Annotated in this window: 16 protein-coding genes and 1 riboswitch; of the genes, 14 read left to right on the forward strand and 2 right to left on the reverse strand. The window is 39.0% G+C overall.

The genetic code is table 11. The features are described from left to right. The first annotated feature begins 20 nt into the window (after nucleotides 1–20). From PAND9192_RS06245 to PAND9192_RS06285, 9 genes are all read left to right on the forward strand, one after another. Nucleotides 21–1,622, forward strand: a complete 1,602-nt coding sequence (locus PAND9192_RS06245) for a hypothetical protein (protein WP_087853035.1) — start codon at nucleotides 21–23, stop codon at nucleotides 1,620–1,622. Then, nucleotides 1,622–3,163, forward strand: a complete 1,542-nt coding sequence (locus PAND9192_RS06250) for a phage tail tip fiber protein (RefSeq protein ID WP_087853036.1) — start codon at nucleotides 1,622–1,624, stop codon at nucleotides 3,161–3,163. Before PAND9192_RS06245 ends, PAND9192_RS06250 begins: the two co-directional genes overlap by 1 nt. A 14-nt stretch (nucleotides 3,164–3,177) precedes the next feature. After that, nucleotides 3,178–3,573: a hypothetical protein gene (locus PAND9192_RS06255; protein WP_087853037.1), complete on the forward strand. Its 396-nt coding sequence runs from the start codon at nucleotides 3,178–3,180 to the stop codon at nucleotides 3,571–3,573. Nucleotides 3,574–3,582: 9 nt separating this feature from the next. Further along, nucleotides 3,583–4,245 (forward strand): hypothetical protein, encoded by a 663-nt coding sequence (locus tag PAND9192_RS06260; protein WP_087853038.1) that lies wholly within the window; start codon nucleotides 3,583–3,585, stop codon nucleotides 4,243–4,245. A gap of 7 nt (nucleotides 4,246–4,252) precedes the next feature. Further along, nucleotides 4,253–4,627, forward strand: a complete 375-nt coding sequence (locus tag PAND9192_RS06265; RefSeq protein ID WP_234998993.1) for a hypothetical protein — start codon at nucleotides 4,253–4,255, stop codon at nucleotides 4,625–4,627. Continuing rightward, on the forward strand, nucleotides 4,627–4,866 hold the full coding sequence (locus tag PAND9192_RS06270) for a glycine zipper domain-containing protein (protein WP_065191961.1): 240 nt from the start codon (nucleotides 4,627–4,629) through the stop codon (nucleotides 4,864–4,866). The genes PAND9192_RS06265 and PAND9192_RS06270 overlap by 1 nt, the downstream gene beginning before the upstream one ends. A gap of 9 nt (nucleotides 4,867–4,875) precedes the next feature. Next, nucleotides 4,876–6,219: a hypothetical protein gene (locus tag PAND9192_RS06275; protein WP_087853040.1), complete on the forward strand. Its 1,344-nt coding sequence runs from the start codon at nucleotides 4,876–4,878 to the stop codon at nucleotides 6,217–6,219. A 192-nt stretch (nucleotides 6,220–6,411) separates the two neighbouring features. Continuing rightward, entirely contained in the window at nucleotides 6,412–6,744 is a 333-nt protein-coding gene (locus PAND9192_RS06280; protein WP_087853041.1) for a cupredoxin domain-containing protein, read from the forward strand. A 6-nt stretch (nucleotides 6,745–6,750) separates the two neighbouring features. Beyond that, complete coding sequence (locus tag PAND9192_RS06285; RefSeq protein WP_087853042.1) at nucleotides 6,751–7,572, forward strand: FTR1 family iron permease; 822 nt, start codon at nucleotides 6,751–6,753, stop codon at nucleotides 7,570–7,572. Between the two features lie 137 nt (nucleotides 7,573–7,709). On the opposite strand, the gene PAND9192_RS06290 is transcribed toward PAND9192_RS06285, so the two are convergent. Further along, nucleotides 7,710–8,138 carry an Arc family DNA-binding protein gene (locus PAND9192_RS06290; RefSeq protein ID WP_087853043.1) on the reverse strand — a complete coding sequence of 143 codons (429 nt, stop codon included), beginning with the start codon at nucleotides 8,136–8,138 and terminating at the stop codon, nucleotides 7,710–7,712. Between the two features lie 150 nt (nucleotides 8,139–8,288). Between PAND9192_RS06290 and PAND9192_RS20950 the strand changes: the two genes are divergently transcribed. From PAND9192_RS20950 to PAND9192_RS06305, 3 genes are all read left to right on the forward strand, one after another. Continuing rightward, nucleotides 8,289–8,420 (forward strand): Arc family DNA-binding protein, encoded by a 132-nt coding sequence (locus PAND9192_RS20950; protein WP_370738385.1) that lies wholly within the window; start codon nucleotides 8,289–8,291, stop codon nucleotides 8,418–8,420. A 253-nt stretch (nucleotides 8,421–8,673) separates the two neighbouring features. Beyond that, nucleotides 8,674–9,405, forward strand: coding sequence for a phage antirepressor KilAC domain-containing protein (locus PAND9192_RS20640; protein ID WP_159458217.1), 732 nt, complete (start codon nucleotides 8,674–8,676; stop codon nucleotides 9,403–9,405). Between the two features lie 120 nt (nucleotides 9,406–9,525). Then, nucleotides 9,526–17,556, forward strand: a complete 8,031-nt coding sequence (locus PAND9192_RS06305; protein ID WP_087853045.1) for an LPD5 domain-containing protein — start codon at nucleotides 9,526–9,528, stop codon at nucleotides 17,554–17,556. Nucleotides 17,557–17,564: 8 nt separating this feature from the next. On the opposite strand, the gene PAND9192_RS06310 is transcribed toward PAND9192_RS06305, so the two are convergent. Beyond that, nucleotides 17,565–18,467, reverse strand: coding sequence for a LysR family transcriptional regulator (locus PAND9192_RS06310; RefSeq protein WP_065191967.1), 903 nt, complete (start codon nucleotides 18,465–18,467; stop codon nucleotides 17,565–17,567). A 220-nt stretch (nucleotides 18,468–18,687) separates the two neighbouring features. Here PAND9192_RS06310 and PAND9192_RS06315 point away from each other — a divergent pair, with 220 nt between their 5' ends. Both PAND9192_RS06315 and PAND9192_RS06320 read left to right on the forward strand, forming a co-directional pair. Next, complete coding sequence (locus tag PAND9192_RS06315) at nucleotides 18,688–20,382, forward strand: L-lactate permease (RefSeq protein ID WP_087853046.1); 1,695 nt, start codon at nucleotides 18,688–18,690, stop codon at nucleotides 20,380–20,382. A gap of 79 nt (nucleotides 20,383–20,461) precedes the next feature. Then, nucleotides 20,462–21,625 carry an alpha-hydroxy acid oxidase gene (locus PAND9192_RS06320; RefSeq protein ID WP_065191969.1) on the forward strand — a complete coding sequence of 388 codons (1,164 nt, stop codon included), beginning with the start codon at nucleotides 20,462–20,464 and terminating at the stop codon, nucleotides 21,623–21,625. 354 nt (nucleotides 21,626–21,979) lie between these two features. Continuing rightward, a riboswitch (TPP riboswitch) is annotated at nucleotides 21,980–22,080 on the reverse strand. Nucleotides 22,081–22,475 lie beyond the last annotated feature (395 nt).

Genomic DNA, 22,475 nt, shown 5'->3' on the forward strand with positions numbered 1-22,475 from the left:
ACTCAATAAGCGAGTAGTCGATGCTAATTACTATTCCTCTCATGCGCGGTGAAATACCGCGATTAAAACCTCAGCTATTACCTAATGAAGCGGCAGTTATTGCTAAAGATTGTTGCTTTGAAAATGGCATTATTCGTCCACTATGTAATGACGCTGTGGTGGCTTCCTTACCACTATCTGCAAAAACAATATTTAAATATACCGACGAACACTGGTTTCTATGGAATAAGCCCATTGAAGCTATTCATAACCCAATGGCACAAGATGAATGGCAGCGTGTGTACTTTACGGGAGAAAATAAACCTAAAGTGACAGCTCAAGATATAGCGATTGGTGTCGTTAGTCCGGCCGCAAGTTATGATTTAGGTGTACCAATACCAAGCTCTGCACCTGTAATAAATCGTATAGATAGTTCAACTGGCAGTGATCCTGAAGCTGGACAGGTTGCTATTTTTGATGATGAAACCCGCTATTATATCCAGACCTTTGTGACACGTTTTGGTGAAGAAGGTGCACCATCAAAACCGAGTACTGAGCTATTAGTCGAAAAGCCGGGCTCTACTATTTATATCGGGTTAGCCCGCCTTAATGTTAATACACATAATATTACCCATACTCGTTTATATCGGACAGTGACAAGTAGTGTCAGCGCTGAGTATATGCTTGTTGCTGAGCTCCCGGTTGCACAAGCTGAATATATTGATAGTACTGCAACGCTTAATGCGCCTATTTTAGAAACGTGGCAGTACGATGTTCCTGATGAAAATATGCGTGGCCTTTGCGTTATGGCCAATGGAATCTGTGCCGGCTTTGCAGGTAATGAAGTGATGTTCTCAGAAGCTTTCTTACCTTATGCATGGCCTAAACAATATAGAGGGACAACAGAGCATCAGATAGTAGGTATTACTGCTATTGGTACGAGTTTAGTTGTCGTGACTAAAGGGTATCCCTATATCTTTAGTGGTGTTACACCAGGTGCGATTAATGGCACTAAAATAGGCAGTGAACAAGCCTGCGTCAGTAATGAATCAATGGTTGTCGTTAATGGAACAGTAATTTATGCATCTCCTGATGGGCTGGTTGCCATTGGTTCTGATGGCGCAATAACGATTACAGATCAATTGATGACACGGCGACAATGGCAAACAAAGCAACCTCACACAATAAAAGCATGGGCCTCAGAAGGTATGTATATTGCTTTATATAGTGGTGGTGGGTTTATCTTTGATCCTGTATCTCAAGATTTTCGTGAGCTATCAAATCGATGGGATTGTGCTTATGAAGACTTAGAACGAGATCAATTGGTTGTAGTTCAAGGCAGTGAAATGCGTCTTTGGCAAGGGGGGGATAACTACTTGTCAGGGCAGTGGCGCAGTAAAGTTTTCCTATTGCCTGTGGATTCATTGATGTCATGTGCGCGTGTGGTATCAACAGAGGTTAACCAATTGTCTTTGAAGATTTTTGGTGATGGTAAGTTGTTATATTCTTTAAACGAAGGTGAGATACCTCATAACGGTTTTAGGTTACCTGCTATTCGTGCAACAACGTGGCAAATTGAAGTCAGTGGTCGTGCTGAAGTTGAACGCTTGATGGTGGCAAGTTCTATGCAGGAGTTAATGTAATGGTTTCTCCAAAGAGTAAATCAGGTTTTCGTGGCGGGCGCGATAGTGCTGCAATACAAGAAAACATTGAGTTATTAACTGGGCAGCGCGGCAATGGATTAGATCGTGCTATCACAATGCGTGAGCTTGCTAGCTTAGGTTTAATCAATATTACTAGAAATAGTAATGGAGCGGCTATTCCTAAACCCATTCCTGCGGTAATACCAGATATTAATTTGCCTGTTGATAAACCTCATTCACCTATTGGTTTTGCTGCTTTTGGCGGATTTAGTGCCATTATGTTGGAGTGGGAAAACCCGACGTTCAATGGATTCGCTTACGCTGAAGTGTGGAGAGCTGCGCCAAATGCTGATGGTTCAGCCCCGCATTTAGAGCAATCTGTACTTATTGCGACCACGCCTGCCACAGTCTTTGGCGATATTGTTAATCCTGGTTCTACATTCTATTACTGGTGTCGGTTCGTTAACATCAATGATATAGCGGGGCCGTACAATGATGTTGATGGAGTGAAGGTTTCTACCAGTTCTAATCTTAGCGATATTATTGATGATATTGGTAAGCAGATGAAAGAGTCTGAGTTGGTTCAAGGGTTAACGAAGAGCATTGAGGGAATAAAATCAGGAGTTAAGTCCAATAGTTCTGCAATAAGTACCATCAATAAAGATGGCTCTGCTGCTTATAAAACCATGTGGAGCACTAAAGCGCAAGCGGGTGATATTAAGGCTGGCATTGGTATTATTGCTGACAGTGACGGTATATCTCAAGTTGCAATATCTGCGAGTCAGTTTATTGTCTTTGACCCTAATGTTGACGGTGGTTCAACTCAGCCTCTTTTTGCTATCGATAAAGGTAACGTCATTATACCTAAAGCATTTATTGAGAAAGCCACGATTCAGATATTGAATGCACAAACGATCATAGCTGATGAAGTTAAAGCTGGAATTAGTATTAATTCACCGATAATTAATGGCGGACAAGTAACTGGTGGATGGGCTGGATTTGGTGCTGGTGGGCGATTTAACGGTTGGAAGACTTATATTAATGCATCGGGGCAAATTTTTACTGATGGAATTAATGCGGTTAATGGTAGTTACTCTGGGCATATGTATGCGACCAGTGGCGAGATGCGCAACATCCTAATTCATGAAAATTGTACGATTAGAGGTACGCTTTCTGCCAGTCAGATTATTGGTGATCTTGTTAAAATGGTGCCAGTAGAAAATGGAAGGTCTGTGAGTGTTAATGGTTGGCCGTTTGATGTTCTTGTTAAATTAATTCCAGTGAGATACGGAGCATCGAAATTTAATGGGCAATCTGGATCAAGTGTAGGCGCAAGTGCGAGATGTAAGATTAATGGCCAAGAATTTGTCAGTGGGACGTCTACTTATGGCGGACCTCATGAGCATATTATGACAACAGGAATATTAACGTCAGATTTAGTTCATGTTGCAAAGAATGTATCCATAACATTTGAATATAGTGGCGGACGAGCCAATGACCATACTGATCAATATGCAGTTTTCTTATTTACAAAGGCATAGCTGGGTACATTTTAATGCGTATCAATAAGCAAAATTGGTTGAAGTTCAGAGAGAAGCTACTTCCTATCATAAGAGAGACAGAACAACGTAACCATCATCAATTTTCAGATGAAATAGATCAAGCCTTATCAAGCGATGGGGCTTTTTTGTTTGTGGGTGAGGATGGATTTTTTGTACTGCAGCCGTTGTCGGAAAATAGCGTAGTAACAGTGAATGTGATGTTCGCCTTTAATTGGGGTGGCAATGCTATTGAACGTTATCAAAATATGATTGAGCAGTTGTCTCGTGAAATCGGCGCAACAGGATTAGAGTTATATACCGTTGTGAAAAGCTTAGTTCCTTTGCTTGAACAGCAAGATTGGCAATTAACTAATGGCGATAGAGTTATGCATTTTATCAAACCATTATAAGGAGTTGATATGGGTGGTGGGGGAAAAAATAAAGTAGAAGAGACAACAGCACAAAAATCAGCAGCAGATGTTGCTAATCGACAATGGGATATCTATAAAAACGATTTAAAAGGCTTTGAAGATACTTTTATTCAACGTGTTGATAATTATAACTCTTCATCGAATATGGCTAAAACAAAACAAGATGCAGGTTTGGCCTATGCTAAAAATTTCAGTGACTCTCGCAGTGCAGCCAATCAACAATTAACCGCTTCAGGTATTGATCCAAGTAGCAGTAAGTATCAACAAGTAATGGCTGAGATGTCATCAGAACAAGCGATAGAACAAGCCGATACGGTTAATCGTGCTCAAACAGCAGAGCAAGATAAACATATGGCAGGGCTGCAAGATGTTACTGCAATTGGTATGGGACAAAAATCTGAGTCATTAGCGGCTATGGGGGATGTTGCAACATCAAGTATGCGTAAAGCATCTTCTGATGCTCAAAATGCTTTTAACCGAGGATCTGCTAATAATCAATTAATCGGTACTGTCGCCGGTGCTGGAGTCTCTGCAGGTTTGCGTGAAGTAGGTAGCATGTCATCAGGTTCCAGTATGGATGGTATATCGACGATGAAATCACGTTCTACTTATGATCATGAAATGAATCCTTTTGGCACCATGCTTTCTTAAGGAGTAAATGATGGGTATTGCAGCAGACACCTATGCAAATTTAACTCGTCAGATGTATGACGACTGGGAACAGCGTTTTTATCCTAAACAAAAAGAGTTACTGGAAAAGGCATCAACAGGTCAATTGGCATCAGAACAATTGTCTCGGGTTGATGGCAATATGCAAAATTCTTTACGTGCAGCGACGCAGTCGAATACCAATAAGATGGCGCGATTTGGTGTAACACCACAGTTAGATTCAAATAGTGATGCAAGACAGGCATTGGGAATAGCAGGTACTAAGAATGCTATTCGTGCTCATGGAGAAGAACAGTCAATGTCAATTCTATCCGGCGCGAATATGGGGTTGCGCCAAAAAATGAATGTCGGAGGAGGAATGTAATGTCATACAGTATTTTATCTTTAGGCAGTGATACGCGTAAACAAGCAATGTCTGGTTTACGTAATGCTGCCAATCGTGAAGAACAGATAGAAAGTACGAATAAACAACTAAAAACAGCTGAGCGAACACAAACGATGGGCGCGATTGGCTCTGGGGCTGCAATTGGTACCGCAATTATGCCTGGTATTGGTACTGCTATTGGGGCTGTGGGTGGTTTTATTATTGGTGAGTTATTTTAAGGTATCGTTATGAGCTTAGACACTCGCGGTTTTATGGATGGAGCGTTACGTGGTTTTGATTTAATGGAACGACGCTATGATCGCCAAGATAGAAAAGAGGATCGACAACGTAGTTTGCGTCAAGCTGATGAGGATAGAGCTGAAAATAAACGTCGGTATACTGACAGTGTTGAACGACAGAGTCGACTTGATTCAACCAATGAAGAACGTTATCAGGCAGCACAAGTCAAAGATGAACATCGCTATAAAGATCAACTTTCACGGCAAAATAGAATAGAAAGCCGTAGTGCAGAAGCAAACAAATCCCGTATTGAATACAATAATACGCGTACTTCACAGCTAAAACGTCAGCAATTTCTTAGTGATAATTCAGTGTTATTGGATGCAGGATGGCAGAAGTTTCAGAAAACGGGTGAACTCGATGCAATCTTTGACGATCCTAATGTTAAGAATGGCGCATATGATATTCGTCGTTATACACCTCAATTATTAACATCATTTGAAAATATTGAAGCTAATATGCCTAAGGTGCTCTCAGGTGAAATGAGTGCTGATAGTTTGGTTGATGATTTAGATGCCATCTATCGACCTAATTTGAATGCAGCTGTGGGCTCTAAAGATGCGTCTGGTAAAGTTATTGCCTCAACTAAACTCGCTCGAGTTACTCAACAAGCCGATATTGATCCAAATCGTGAAGGTGATCAGCCGGGGTTAGTTCTTGGTATGGAAGTCTTCTATGAGGATGGTAGTTCTGGAGGAATTCGACCTGTTACTAAAAACCGTTCTACCGATAAAAATGATGGTGTAATGGTAATCCCACTTGAATCTGCAATGAATGATTTAACAGGGCAGATGAACATGGCTCGTAAAGCTTCGTCCTCTCAATATTATAATAAGTTGTTTAAGTCTCAAGATAGTAAAACCTCGCGTGAATTTGAAAAAGAATACCGTAAAGCTGTGAATGATGTTTATAGCAATAGTGAAAAGACTAAAGCTAAATTATTAGAGAGCGCTGGTGGTATGATGACACCTGAACTTAAACAACAAATAGAAAGTCTTGATGATCAAGTAAAAACACGATTAGGGCAAGTTGACTCACTTTACAATAAGCAGGGTAATTACAGTCCAAAGAATGATATTGATAAACCTCAACCAGCTTATAAAACATGGGCAACAGATGCTAACAAGCAAGCTTTTATTGATGCATTAGCTAAACGTGGCGAAGATCTATCAAAGGCTACACCAGAAGTGCTTGATGCAGCGTATACCTCGTTAATAAATAATAAAAAGAAAGAACAGTTTGCCACTGATGCGGAATCATTGCGGTTGAGGTATTACAAAAGTATGGAGTAAATTTACTTAATTCTAATGCAATAGATTGATTATCATATAGTTAGTATTTGATTGATAAATACATCAAGAAGGAGATATACCTCACGATTATGAATGAGAATTGTTTGCAACTGATTTATATTCTTTACGGGAATGTAAATGGTAATTATTATCACTGCAAAATATTCCATGTACAAATTAAATGAGAGATTTATGAATATATTACATAAAAGTGTTTTAACTTCTGTATTACTACTTGCTTCTTCAAGTTCGTTTGCCCATACAGAAACTGTTGAAATTGTTATGAAAAATCACCAGTTTCATCCTGCTAATTTAGTTATTCCAGCAAACCACAAAGTTAAATTAGTGATAAAAAATCAAGATAATAACGCTGAAGAGTTTGAAAGCCATGCTCTGAATATTGAAAAAGTTATCCCAGCAAATTCAGAAGGGTTTGTTTACATTAAGCCGATGAAACCAGGTAAATATAAATTTGTTGGTGAATATCATGAAGACGATATGTACGGCATGATAGAAGTGAAATAACGTTCGATGAATTATGGTGCTGCAATTATCGTTTTCAGAGAACTTTTAGAAGCGAGCTTAATTGTTTCTATTGTTCTCGGTGTGACTCAGGGAATACCTAAAAGAGTACCATTAATATTGATGGGTATTTTTCTAGGGATCATTGGCTCAGTGTTAGTTGCTCTATCAATTAATTCGTTGACTAATTTATTTGATGGTATTGGTCAGGATTTATTTAATTTTTGTGTGCTATTAATGGCTGTGTTGATGTTGTCATGGCATTTGGTTTGGATGTCTACGCACGGCAAAGAGATAGCAAATAAGATAAAGGATAAAAACAGTCAAATACTGTTAAATAGTGGTTCTATATACAGTTTAGTTTTTGTTGTCAGCCTAGCAGTACTACGTGAAGGATCTGAAATTGTACTCTTTTTGAGTGGGATATTAGCATCAACACATGATGTTAATAGTGTTATTTTGGGGGCGGTTTTTGGTTTTGGAGCTGGCCTTATTATCAGTATTATTTTGTACTTTGGTATTATTAATATTCCCACTAAATACTTTTTTACGTCAACAACATGGTTAATAACGTTAGTGACTGCTGGTTTAGCCAGTTCTGCTTGGGGCATTTTAGAGCAAATAGATCTTGCTCCTTATCTGGTTTCATCTGTTTGGAATACAGGTAATATTCTTAGTGAAAAGAGTATTTTAGGTCAGATTTTGCAAACATTGATAGGGTATAAAGCATCACCAAGTGGTTCAGAATTAATTGTATATATATCGACAATTGCCATTATAACTTATGTAAGGATAACGTTAGGTAAACGTTTCTTGGCAAAAAGTAGTTGATGGTTAGTATTATATTTTAAATATAACTCAAACCAATATCTCTCCTGCTAGCCAAAACTTAGCGCATACTGATTACATTATAGAAAACTACACCTAAACCACTGCACCGAAAGGCGCGGTGGTTTTTTTATTGTGTGCTATTTGTTCTGTTCTGAAGGAAACAGTTGATGAAATTCGTTTAAAACGTTTTCTAATTGGGAAGATATTCTTGTGATATTTTTCTTTTTATCTTCTAAACCACTATGCGATGTGCTAATAAGTTTTTGTATTAACTCATTTTTTTCTTCTAGTTGTTCTTTTAATTTTGTTATATCTTCAAAATTCTTATCTAGTTTTTTCTCTGCGGTCAGTAGCTTACTTAGTCTTGTAACCAATTCATCTAATGAGCCCATTTGGTTTTTATATAGTCTTTCGATATCCATTGTTACTTGGATACGTGTTAGTAGTTCACCCTGTAAACTTCTATTATTTTCTTTTGCTTGTTCTTCAAGATAATCCCTTGTTATATCGGGAATTCTTAGTGGATATGAGGCTGGGCGTGACATATAAAATCCAAATTGAATCATAATGAATCCATTATAGTGATTGTGAAAGTCTTGACAATGAATCATTATGATTTAGTATCGAGTTTGTGGTTAGTAAATGTGTGGATTTATTATGATTCATTGAGGGGTCGCATGATTAAAAAAAAGATCAAATCGTCATATCCACTTCGCATGCCAACAGAGCTTAGATCGTGGTTTGAGAAAGAAGCAGTTACTAATAGGAGATCATTGAATTCTGAATTAGTTCATGTATTAGAAAAGGAAATGAAGGGAGTTTTTTGTAAGGATGTTAGTAAAGAATAGATCAAAAAAACCTCAGTGCTGGAACACTGAGGCCTTAAATGCATTAACCAAATTACAGGGGTAAATACATGAGTAGTATAGCGCAATTATCCATAGAAAAACCAGTCCCTCAATTTAGTAATAAACAAGTTGCTTACATTTTGGAATACTTAGCTGTAACAACATCGAACGAACAGCTAAATGATAATTCAATTATCGGACTGTCAATCTTGCTTAAATCATTATCTGTATCAATAGCGTCGGAGTGTTAATTATGAATACGATCGTTACGTTAAATGAAAGCCAATGCCCTGTAACTACTTCAATGATTATTGCAGAGCATGTAAGTATGGAGCATAAGTCAGTTATACAACTAATTCGAAAAAATATTAATGATTTTAATGAGTTCGACTTGGTCGCATTTGAAATGCTACCAAGATTGATTGGTCAGCACGGTGGCGGAAATGCTGAATACGCTATTTTAAATGAGCAGCATGCAACACTACTCATCACTTATATGCGAAATAGTGAAGCTGTAAAGAAATTCAAAAAGACGTTAGTGAAAGCGTTCTTCGATATGCGTAATGAACTCAATAATCGTCAAGTAAGTGTTGGTGATTTATCCAGAATGGATATTCTTAAGTTAGCAATGCAATCAGAAGAAGAACGATTAAGGTTACAACAAGAAAACAAAGGGCTCGAATTACGTATTGAAGCCGATGCACCTAAAGTTGCCTTTGCTGAAAAAGTATCTATTGCGCCTGATGCTATCAGTGTGGCTCAAGCTGCAAAAATCTTGGGGACTGGGCAGCGTCGTTTGTTTGCTTTTTTACGCCAGCAGCATTGGATCTCTCGACATAATGAGCCATATCAAGCAAAAATTGAACAGGGCTTGCTCGATGTTAAAATTAGTGATTGGAGTCATCCAACTCAGGGACTACAAAAATCAGTCACAACATTAGTTACAGGTAAGGGACTCAGTAAGCTGCAATTAATTCATCATTAATGACTGTGTCTCGTTGCTAGTCAAAACTTAGCGCATACTGATTACATTATGGAAAACTACACCTAAACCACTGCACCGAAAGGCGCGGTGGTTTTTTTATGCCATTTTTATGAGGTTTACATGAGCGAAAGATTATTAGGTGGTGACATTGATCCTGAAGCAACGGTTCAAGCGCAAACGGATATGACGAATACTGGTGGTCAATATGATTTGCCAGAAGGTTTTTCGTTAGCCAATTTTCAGCCTCGTGAAGTTAAAAACCATGAGGTGAGTTTATTTGATGGCGCTAAAGCTTTTGTTAGTGGGGGATTGCGTTCATTAGAAGGGGCCTCTGAAACACAAGATCAAGCGTTGAAAGTTTTAAATGATAAAGCAAACGCTGATGATGGAATGATGTCTAGTGTTGCCTCTGCGGTGCAAAATATACCATTAGTTAGAGCGGCAATGGCAACAACACCCTATATAAAGGACACGTTCGGTTCAGCGGCAAAAACAGTAGAAGACAGTTTAAGTGATGACGCTAAAGCAGCGTTACATGAATCACTCGCATGGAAAGAAGGTGATAATTGGAAAGTATCAACGGATCCTGTTGTATGGGGGCTACAGTTCAGCAAATCTATGGGGTACATGATCCCGACACTAGCAAGTGCCCTCGCTACTGGTGGTACATCGACAACGGCATTATTACCTAATATCACTAATGCGATGATGCGCTCAGGGGCTAATGCAACGTTAGCAGCTAAAGCGGCGCCTCTTGCTCTTAGTCTGTTAATGAAAGCGCCTGCCGTAGGTGTTGGAATGAGCACAGATTTAGGATCTCAGAGTGTAGATGCACGTCGTGGTGTCATTGATGCTGATCATAGTCAGTTAATGAAATCTCAGCATTATCAAGACGCTTTTATTGAGATTGATAGCGATCCTAAATATGCTCATTTGTCAGATGGTGAGAAGTTTGACCTAGCTAAAGAAACCGTCAGTAACCAGGCATCTCGCGCCACAATGACAGACCCACGTAATGTTGCTGCCAGTGCTGCAGCAACAATGCTTGGTGATGTGCCTTTAGCCAACGCTGTACTTAAAGGTTTTAAACATAGTACTGGTGGTTTGCGTGGAGCTTTAGGTGGAACTGCGGAAGGTATTCTTCGAGAAGCGCCAATGGAGGCTGTTCAAGAAGGAACACAGCAACGAGTCAGTAACGATGTTTCCAATGAATATCAAGGGACGAATATTGATCCAAATCAAGGAGTTGCAGAAGCTGCTGTGAGTGGTGGTTTGATGGGAGCTGCAATGGGTGGAGGTATGGGCTCGATTGGTGGCTTACGAGGTAAATCTCAAATAGAGTCGATATCTGATGAGCCGGTACCTGAAATGCCAATAGATACTAATGCTATCGATGTATCTGCAACTGATAATTTAGCACCAGATAATCCTACAAACACTTATCCCAATGATTTTGAAAATACACCGGCTCAACATCGTCAGCAAGAAACGAATATCAATGAAACAGCACCAGAGCTAGAAATTGATAATGGAGTGGAAGCTGTACTAGAAGATGATACTAGTTCTGATGTAAATCCAGAGTTGGCCACAAGCATATTTAATGAAACAGAGACACAAAACGATTTAGATATCCCTGCTTATTTACGTCAACCGGTAAAGCAAAATGAAACAGTCATCAGTGCTGATGAGCCTTTACCTGAAACGACAAATACTGACGTAGTGGTTTCAGATTCACGGCCTGACGTTATCTATGGTCATGATAAACGAGTAACACAAGATCCAACTATTTATGACAAGCAGGTTGGAGAACCTCAATTTGAGGGAGGAATACCTAAGAATAAATTACGTCAATTAAAGTATCTAGCTAATCGGCGTAATGCAAAAATCCCGTTAGCTTTACAGCCACTAAAAGGTTCTGGTCGTTTTACTCGCCCTGAATATCGTAGCCGATTAGTGTCTATTGCTGATGAAGCAACATCATTAGGTAATAGTAAAAGTATCAATGTACAGGTTGATTCAATCTCTGATGCAATCACCAAATTAGGCGGTGTGAACAGAGAGTTAGCACAAGCAGATGGTATTGATCCTGCTGCTTTTAAACGTAATAAGCTTTTCCCTGCTACAAAGGGGCGTACTTTTGATGAGTTAGCTGAAGTACTTAATGAGCATGGTTACCGAGCACGAGATGGTAGCAAGTTAGATGCTAATGCTGTGCTTGATTTAGTTGATGGTGAGGTGAATAACAGCGAACGTCATTTTAGTCATCAGTCTGACGCGCTTACGGAAACCGACCAAGGTTCTGCTTTACATGACTTGGTGCGTGAATACGGTTCTGAGCGGGTTCAAACGGCAATAAGTAAGGCATTACAAGGTACTCGTTTAGGTGACCGACAGGCTGAAATAGTCAATGAGGCAATGGATGTTATTGAAACTGGGCGTATTGAACAAGCAGGAGGTATTGAGTCTCGTCATGCTGAACGTGATAGCCGTCGTGAAGTTAGGATTGCTAAGCGAAAACAACAGATTGAAAAAACAAGTAGCGAACTTGGCTTACCTAGCTGGGTAACCTCAAATCATTTTGTTGATGTTGAAAGTGAATATAACGAAACAGTTGAAAGTGTGCTTGATGATGCGATTAGACAAGCAACGACGATTAACCCAATTGAGACAGAGGCATTAATAGTACGTTATGAGACGGGTAAAATTACAACGGCAGATTTAATTTCACACTTAGGTAAACTAGATTATGACGATAGACAAAAACTCACCAGCATGGAAGACGCTCAATCAACTACCGAAAGAAAGGATCCTGCAAGCATTGAAGAACGGGTTAGCGAAAGGGAAACGACTTCACCAAGCGAATCAGAAACAACAAGAGATAGAATCGACAATAAAGATATCGTCGACACTCGAGAGCCAGAATCAAAAATAACGTCTATCAATACTTTGGTACCTGATACGAAAGAGCAGCAGTCTGTTGTTGAAAATAACGATGCTACTACTTCTGATATTCAAGATGTAGGCGAAAAAATAGGAGGAGCAAAAAAGGATCTTTGGCAGTCTTATAGCGATTCAGTCAAAGGCGATAGTGTAAGTGATATTCAAACATTGCCGCTGTCTAAAGTATGGCCACATCCTAACTACGAAGCGATGCTAAGCCAAGGAGTGTCATCTGAAGTCTTAAGTTTGTTTAGATCGATGAGAGATAGCATCAGAGTGAAACCTCGTAGTCAGTATAAGGTGGCGCGATGGTCTCAAAGTGTTCATGCCCTACGAGATGTAGGTATGAAGCTGATGGATGGAACACTTTCAGCAGAACAAGCCCATGCCATGATCAAGCAATCAACCAATCGAGAAGGACATAAAATTGCTGGTCGAGCTGCACTTTATGATGCTGTTGGACATGCAAATAGTTTATCCAACTTATCTTTAACACAAGGTGAGTACAGCTTATATCAAGGTAAAGAATTTAATCCACCAAAGGTTATTTGGACTGTTGAGCGTGCATCTGGCGGTGGTAATCGTCATTGGCCTCGTACAATTGCCTTTGGAGATAATCAGAAACAAGCTATTGATAAATTCAAACAGCAATATGCTGAATTAATAGAACAAAATAAGGTTCAACCCAAAGACGTTTCATTTGATATTTATACTAAGCGCAGTGAAAAAGGTTATTTTATCGGTAAGAAGGTCGGTCGAACTCATGTTGATTTAGAGGGGCCATTAGATTCTTTGAGTGAAGCGCGTCGAATATTAAATGACGACAATCAACGACTAGCTGAAAAGTTAGCTAAAGAAAAAAATGTACCGGCATCGCGTAACGATGAAAACCAATCGCGCTTAGGTGACGATATACGACAAGGCGGTGATGTTACTGCAGATGATTTTTCAACAGCATTTGGTTTTCGCGGGGTAGAGTTTGGCAATTGGGTTGATCAAAAGCAACGGCAAATGATGATCAATGAAGCTTATGATGCCTTGATGGATATGACGGCAGTACTGGGTATTTCACCTAAAGCTATTTCATTAAATGGTGAATTAGGATTAGCATTTGGTGCGCGAGGGAATGGTGGTCGTGATGCCGCAAAAGCGCATTATGAATCTAGTAAAGTTGTTATTAACTTAACTAAAAAAAGAGGCGCAGGATCACTTGGCCATGAATGGTGGCATGCATTAGATAATTACTTTGGTAAATTAGATACAAACGCTAAAGGTAGTCCAAGTGAAGCGATGATGACATCACCATCATACCGTGAACGTCATGATTTACTTGTGCGTGCGCAGATGCGACATGCTTTTAAAGGTGTAATGGATGCAATTAACCAAGGGGATTTATCAAAACGGTCACAACAATTAGATAAAACACGCAGTAAAGATTATTGGTCAACGGCAATAGAAATGAGTGCTCGGTCTTTTGAATCATATCTGATTGCTAAACTGGCTGATCAAAGTGCGCGTAATGACTTTCTTGCCAATATTGTCAGTGAAGATGCTTGGGAAAGCGATGCGAAAGAAAATAGTAGTTTAACGAACAGCTATCCTTATCCAAATAAGTCAGAATCACATGTTATTCGTTCTTCTTTTGACCATCTATTTAATACCATTGAAGAGCATGAGTTTGATGATGGCCGTGTCATGTTGTACTCACAGCAGGCAATAACTGATACCAATGTTCAGCCTCAAGGTATGCCATTAAAACAGGCTGAGCTGGCCGTAAAATCATGGTTACGTCAGTACAACGGCGGTGCGGGTGTTTCCGTTAAGGTAGTACAAACTCAAATAGAAGCTGAGCAGATATTAGGTGCGTCATTTAACGATTATAAGGTGAATGCGTTTTATGATGAAGTCACCGCATCTGTTGTGGTTGTAGCGGATAACATCGCAAACACTAAAGATCTTCGTCAAAAGCTACGTCATGAAATTTTAGTGCATCATGGATTGCGAGCGGTTGTTGGTGATACTGAATATGGCCGTATCCTCAAAACAATATATTCAGGGTTAGGTTCTAAGCACTTAAAAGCCATGATTACTGAGTTAGAAAAAAGCTATAGCCGGGATAATTTAAATAACTTTGTTGAAGAGGTGCTGGCGCACGTTGCAGAGAAAGAACGCAATACGTTTCAACAATGGTATGACCGTATAGTTGCTGCAATCGCGAGGGCGCTACGCAAAGTCGGCTTAATGTCACCTTCTGATATCACTAAAGCTGAATTACATAATATTGTTCAAACACTAACAGACCGCATTAAGTCAGTAAAAGAATGGGGCCCTGATAGCTCACCACCGAGTAATAGTGGTCATGGTCACTTATCACGAACGAAGTTTAGTCGTACTTCTTCCAAGAATAATCAACCATCATCAGCATTTCTAGATGCAGTAGAAAAAGCACGTACACGCATAAATGGCCCTGCTTCTGATGTTACTGCTGGTGGTTTTGATATTCCATCTGAAAACCTTAAATCAACCATAGCGCGTAAATTAGCTGATAAGTTCCAAGTTCTTAAAGAGTTACAACGTAATATTGGTGAGGCTGGCGGTAGTATTAATGAAGATAATGATGCTTACCTTGCAGAAGAACTCTTTCATGGGAAGGCTGAAAATGATTTACGGCTGATGAAAGAGACGTTTGTTAAGCCATTGGCCGATAAAATGGCTCAATATGATATTAGCCAGACAAAGCTTGATGAATATTTGATAGCGCGTCATGCCCAAGAACGTAATGATCACATTGCATCAATTAACGCTAAGTTTCCTGATGGCGGCTCAGGGATGAAGAATGCAGATGCCCAAAGTAAACTGAATGAAATTAGACGTAGTGGTAAGCAAAAACAATATGATGAGTTAGCACATATTGTGGATGCGATGATAGCGCGTCAACGTGATGTGTTACGTGATAGTGGCTTAGAGTCCGATGAGGTGATTGATACCTGGCAATCTCATTACAAACACTACGTACCTTTAAAAGGAATAGCCAAGGATGAGTCATCATTACCACGTACTGGTAAAGGTTTTAGTATTGGTGGTAAAGAAGCTAAAAATGCCATGGGGCGTAAATCGATGGCTGAATCTCCAAGTAGTCATGCCATTTTAGATTTAACAGAGAAACTTGTACGGGCACGTAAAAATGAAGTGGGTAATACGCTGCTTAAGTTGGTTCAAGATAACCCGTCGGTAGATTATTGGGAGGTGTTTACTAGTGATAAGCCAGATACATCTTCGCAAATTATTGAGCGTAAAAACCCAGATACCGGCAAAAAGGAAAAGGTGGTTGATGACCGTCCAATACCTATGGCTATGATGCCGGATTATTATTTTCCTACCAAAAAAGATGGCAAGATTTACTATATCAAACTTCATGATCAGCGGTTAATGAAAGCGATGAAGAATATCGGGCCTGATAACAGTAATGGCATTATTCGATTTATGGCTACATTTAATCGATTTCTTGCTTCTGTTAATACCAGTTATAACCCTGAGTTTGTCGTGGGGAACTTTGCGCGCGATATTCAAACGGCATTTCTAAATCTATCGGCAGAGCAAACCCGCGATGACGGTAAGATCAAAGGTAAGAACATTGCTAAGCAAGTGATAGTCGATATTAAAAATGCGATGCCTGCGGTATATGCCTCATTGAATAATAAGATCTCTAAAAGCTCGAAGGGCCGTGAATGGCAGAATTACTTTAATGAGTTTATGGAAGATGGCGGTAAAACGGGTTGGTTTGACATGAAGGACGTCGATGGCCAAGCGAAAGATATCGAACGTATGGTTGCTATGGCAAGTGGCTCAACAAAAGGTAAGGCATATAAAGCTTTTGATGCTGTCACTGGTTTTATTGAGAATACCAATGGTGCTATTGAAAATGCAGTTCGGTTATCCGCTTATGTGAATGCGCGTAAGGCAGGGATTAGTCGTAAAAAGTCAGCATCATTAGCGAAGAACATGACTGTCAACTTTAACCGTCGAGGTGAAGTAGGCACCACCTTAAATGCAATGTATATGTTTGCTAATGCCTCCATTCAAGGTTCTGCAAACTTTGTGCGCACGATGGTGAGTTTAAATGGTGATGGTAAGTTGAAGTGGCAAAACATGAACAAGGCACAGAAGGTAGCTGTTGGTATTGTTGCTGGTTCATTTGCTTTGTCTTTTGCTAACAGAAATGTAGCAGGTGACGATGATGATGGTGAGAATTGGTATGACAAAGTGCCTGATTACGTTAAAGAGCGTAACTTTGTGATTATGAAATCATTAGTCGGTGGCAAGCAAGATGGGTCATATTGGTCAATCCCTATGCCTTATGGTTACAACATCTTTTCTGTTTTAGGTACGAATGTTGAGTCTGCAATTAATAGTGACAGTGTAAGCCCGATGAAGGCTGTAGGTAATTTAGTATTAGCGACACTCAGTGCTTTTTCACCTATTGGCATGAGCGAATCTAAGACCGTATCTGGAACGATACTCAAAAATGCATCACCAACGATAGGAAAGCCTTTTATTGAGCTTGCATTGAATGAGAATTTCTTTGGTGGTCAGGTTTATAAAGAGAACATGCCATTTGGTACACCGCTGCCTAGTAGTTCAATGAGTAAACGAGGTACCGCAGATCATTATAAAGATCTCGCGAAATGGCTTAATCAAGTCTCTGGTGGTAGTGAGTATAGATCTGGAGCATTAGATGTTAGTCCTGATGCCATGCAGTATATTGTTGGTTACATGGGGGGTGCAGCATTACGGTTTGCTGATGTAAAGGTTACCGGCTTAGTTGATAAAGTAGCCGGTGATAACGTCGAAGATAGTCAGGTTGCTTTTTTAAGTCGTATATCCGGTCGAGTAATGCCATATGCTGATCAAAGTAAGTTCTATGAACGCCGCGATGAATTACTGCAGATAAAAGCAGAATTACAGGTAACGTTTGGTGCTAAGCGTAAAGATTTCTTAGATAGTTATGGTAAAAAACTGCGATTACTTCCAATGCTGAAGGTAACTGAAACACAGCTTAAAGTGTTACGCAAACGTCGTAATGCTATTTATTCTATTAATATCCCATCAAAAGATAAAGATTTACGGTTGAAGAACATTGAGCGTCAGATGAAGACAGTAATAGATCGGTTTAATCTTCAATATCATACTCGTTCAATGCTTGTTAAATAAAAGCTATTTTAAAAGTATTCACTCATCGATAAATAACGTTGACGTATATGTTCTATCAATAGACGTATTTTTTTTGATGGGTGGCGAGTAAAAGGATAAATAGCGTAAACCCCTAGTTTTTTTGCGACTCGATTCGGCATGAGATCAATTAAATCTCCTTTCATTAAATCGAGATAGACTAAGCAGCGAGGTACGTAGGCAACACCATATCCACCGAGTGCTGCCTTTCTTAAAGCCGCAGCATTGTCTGTCGTGAAATTACCTTTAATCTTAATGATATAAGTACCATTTTCACCTTTAAACTCCCATTCGCTCGCTCCTGTCGTTTGATAGGCATACTGTAAGCAGTTATGTTCAAGTAGATTTTCAGGTTCTACAGGTTGGCCATTACGTTTAATGTAATCAGGAGTCGCACAAATAACCCATTGTGATTCAATAATATGGCGAGCAATTAGGCTTGAATCTTCTAAGCGACCAGTACGAATAACAAGATCATAATTATCCTCGATAATATCAACGAATAAGTTTTCAAGTGATATATCGATCGTTATACCTGGATGTAGTGTGCAAAATTCAGCTACGGCATCAGCTAATAGAAGATCACCTGAAATCGTCGGTACGGACATTTTAATATGACCTGTAATGCTATCTGCAAATCCTGATAAGGTGCTAATTGCCTCTATTGTAGCTTGTTGAACATTAGTTGCTCCTTTGTATAATTTTTTCCCCGCCTCACTCAAGGTTAATTTTCTCGTTGTTCTATAGATGAGTTGCACTCCGAGTTCTTTTTCAAGTCGTGCGATTCTTTTGCTAACTACCGAATTTGTAAGTGAGTTTTTTTCAGCGGCTTGGCTAAAGGAACCGAGTTCAACCACTTGAGCAAATAAAATTAAATCATCAGCTTTTGTCATGATTTATGCTTTTTTGGAAAAAATAATTTTCATTATGTCTCTATATCATAAAAAAAGAAAGGAGTACCGTAACGTTGGCGTAACAAAAGGTTCACATGTAAGTGAGCGGCAAAATAATTAGCTAATAGGAACAAGTAATAAAAGTAACACAAGCAATGTTGTGATCTTAATTATATGTTTCTAAAAGCTAAATTAAGCGTGAAATTAAAGGATAATAATAATGAATCAAACTATATATGCGTTAATCGCATTCACTCCTATAGCTATTGCTGGCGTTCTTTTGCTGGCTCTTAATTGGCCAGCAACGAAGGCAATGCCAGTTGCTTTTTTTTCGACAGTTATTATCGCGCTTTTAGGGTGGGATATGTCTGCTACTCGTATTTTTGCCTCATCGTTACAAGGGTTAGTTATTACCGTTTCTGTATTGTGGATTATCTTCGGTGCCATTTTTTTATTAAACACTTTAAAGCATACTGGAGCAATAAGCGCGATACGGAATGGTTTTACAGGTATATCGCCGGATAGGCGAGTACAAGCAATAATTATTGCGTGGTGTTTTGGTTCTTTTATTGAAGGCGCATCAGGATTTGGTACTCCTGCTGCAATTGCTGCGCCTTTATTGGTGGCAATAGGATTTCCTGCGATGGCTGCTGTATTAATGGGAATGATGATTCAATCAACACCTGTATCATTCGGAGCTGTAGGAACACCTATTATTGTCGGTGTTAGTAAGGGACTTGATACTCATAATATTACGGGAGATCTTCTTGCATATGGATCTACGTGGGATTTTTATCTTCAACAAATAATCACTAATGTTGCACTTATTCATGCTGTTGTTGGTACTTTTATTCCTATTTTTATGGCTGTAATGTTGACTCGATTTTTTGGTAAAAAACGAAGCTGGAGTGAAGGTTTAGATATATTACCTTTTGCTATTTTTGCAGGATTAGCTTTTACCATTCCTTATGCATTAACTGGTGTATTTCTTGGTGCAGAATTTCCATCTCTTATTGGCGGTCTAGTCAGTTTAGCGATTGTAGTGTCTGCAGCCAAAAAAGGCTTTTTGGTTCCAAAAAAAGTATGGGATTTCGACAAGGAAGATTGTTGGCCTGTTGAATGGTTAGGCTCATTAAAAATGGATCTTAAACAAAATAACAAACCGATGGATTTAGTGCTGGCATGGAGTCCTTATGTATTATTAGCCGTTATATTGGTTATTAGTCGTGTCAATGTTGACTTTAAGGCTTTGTTAATTAGTGTTAATTTATCTTTTTCCAATATTCTCGGAGAGACTGGAGTTAGCGCTGCTATAAATCCTCTTTATCTCCCTGGTGGTATTCTGGTGTTTTCTGCCTTGATCGCAACACTGATTCAAACAGGAAGCATTAAACCAATGATCAATGCATTCGGTGAGTCAAGTAAGACTCTTATGGGAGCTGGCTTCGTACTTATTTTTACTATTCCTATGGTAAGAATTTTTATTAATTCAGGAGTTAATGGGGCTGATTTAGCCAGTATGCCAGTAATGACTGCTAATTTTGTCTCTGGTCTTGTGGGTAAAGGGTTTCCTGCATTGAGTGCTGGAATTGGTGCTTTGGGCGCTTTTATTGCTGGCTCAAATACAGTGTCAAATATGATGTTTAGTCAGTTTCAGTTTGAAGTTGCACGAACATTATCTGTCTCAACGGCTGCTATGGTATCACTACAAGCTGTTGGTGCAGCCGCAGGTAACATGATAGCCATACATAATGTTGTAGCAGCATCCGCTACTGTTGGTCTATTAGGTCGAGAAGGTGCTGTTTTGCGTAAAACAATTATTCCTACTTTTTATTATCTAATCGCTACTGGGATTATAGGGCTAATTATGATTTATGGTTTTCATATTACAGATGCATTAATGGTGAGTTCGTGAGTAATAAATTTTGGTGTTTATTTGATAAGTAAACACCATCTATGAATATAAAAATAATAAATAGAGTTAAGGAAGTATCATGAACGATTATTTTAATACGACATACCCATCAATTGAATTACTAAGAAAAAAAGCAAAATCACGTTTACCAAAGTTTGCTTTTGAATATGTTGATGGCGGTTGTAACAATGAGATTGGTTTAAGGCGTAATACTGACGATATTCGAAAACTAGAATTGATTCCTTATTACTTAAGGGATTATAAGGACGTTTCATTAAAAACAACATTGTTTGGAGAAACTTATGATGCACCGTTTGGAGTAAGCCCTGTTGGCTTACAAGGGCTTATTTGGCCAGGTTCACCGGAAATTTTGGCAAAATCGGCTTTTGAGCATAATGTCCCATTTGTCCTGAGTACGGTGTCAACAGCATCAATTGAAACAATTGCTGAGATAACTGAAGGTAAAATGTGGTTTCAACTATATCACCCAGTAGATGACGCCATTACAGATGATCTACTTGCACGTTGTAAAGCTGCTGGGGTTAAAACGTTAGTATTATTATCAGACGTCCCCACATTTGCTTACCGTCCTAAAGAAATAAGAAATGGTTTGGCAATGCCACCAAAAATGACAGCAGAAAATATGCTGCAAATTATGCTTTCTCCTGAATGGGCGCTTGAGACTTTAATTAAAGGAAAACCTGAGTTTAAAACGTTAACCAAATATATGTCAGGTTCAATGGATATGCATCATTTAGCCCTATTTATGGATAAAACCTTTAACGGTCGCTTAAGCGAAGAAAAAGTACAAAAGCTACGTGATAAATGGGATGGTAATTTAGTCTTAAAAGGTTTATCTACTGTTGAAGATGCAAAAAAAGCTATTGAGATAGGGTTAGACGGGATCATTGTGTCTAATCATGGTGGACGGCAGTTAGATGCTGGCCCATCAACCATAAATAAAGGTATTGAAATTCTTAATGCATGTAAAGGTCAAACTACGATCATGATGGATAGTGGAATTCGAGAGGGCTCTGATATCGCATGTACTTTAGCTGCAGGAATGGACTTTACATTTATGGGAAGGAGTTTTATGTATAGTGTTGGTGCATTAGGCCAAAATGGTGGTCACCATGCGATGAATATGCTTAAGAAACAGCTTCAGCAAGTAATGGAACAAGTTTGTTGTGAAAAACCACAAGATTTGCCTAATCATTTAGCTCAGATTAAGAATCTTTGGTAATCAATATATATAGCTGTTAAATATTAGCGCATTAAAGGTGTACTTCGGTACGCCTTTTTTATTGGCTAAAAGTAGTAGATTTGATTTTTTGTATGTTATGAATGGTGAAATTTATAGCATGGATAAGTAGAAAATAAGATTTTTTTGAGGTCTAGTTTTGAGAGTAAATGAGGGGGTAATCAGCTCTGAATTTTAATAAATAATCGAGGCTAGAATGGGGTATGAAATGGGGCAGAGAATGTGAAATGGGACACAAATGGGGTAGTAAATAGGCTTAAGACGTAAGTTATTTAATGCTTTTTTGTTGATGTAACATTATGATTCTTATTGTTAATTTTTTGTATTCGTGTTTTTGTTGAAAATAATCAAACACCCTCCGCCAGTGCTAACTGGTTCAGGTTCAACGGGTCCCACCATGATGGTGATCTCAGCTTAACGCCCCCCGACTAATAGCAATTATCCTAATTCAGAATAATTAGGTTGTCACTCTATTTTTATTAACAAATAACAACTTACAAATGTTATGTGAGATTGTTAATAAGTAACATATTAATTTAGTGAATGTTTCATTGTTGTGATGGAGTGTGGCTTTTTATGTATCAACGACCGTCATTTTTTCAATTGTTCTTCCACTATGCTCCGATGTTTATCCTTTCAGATAACCCATATACCCAAACAACAGCCGTCATTCCCTACAGTGAATGCCCGCGAGGGCGATAGGGAATCTACTTGCCGCGCGTTGAGTTTTAAAATAAAGCTATGGCAGTCCTATGCTCCCATGTTTATTCTTTCAGATAACCCATACACCCAAACAACAACCGTCATTCCCTACAGTGAATGCCCGCGAGGG

It is taken from the genome of Photobacterium andalusiense (assembly GCF_900185625.1).
GTDB lineage: Bacteria > Pseudomonadota > Gammaproteobacteria > Enterobacterales > Vibrionaceae > Photobacterium > Photobacterium aquimaris.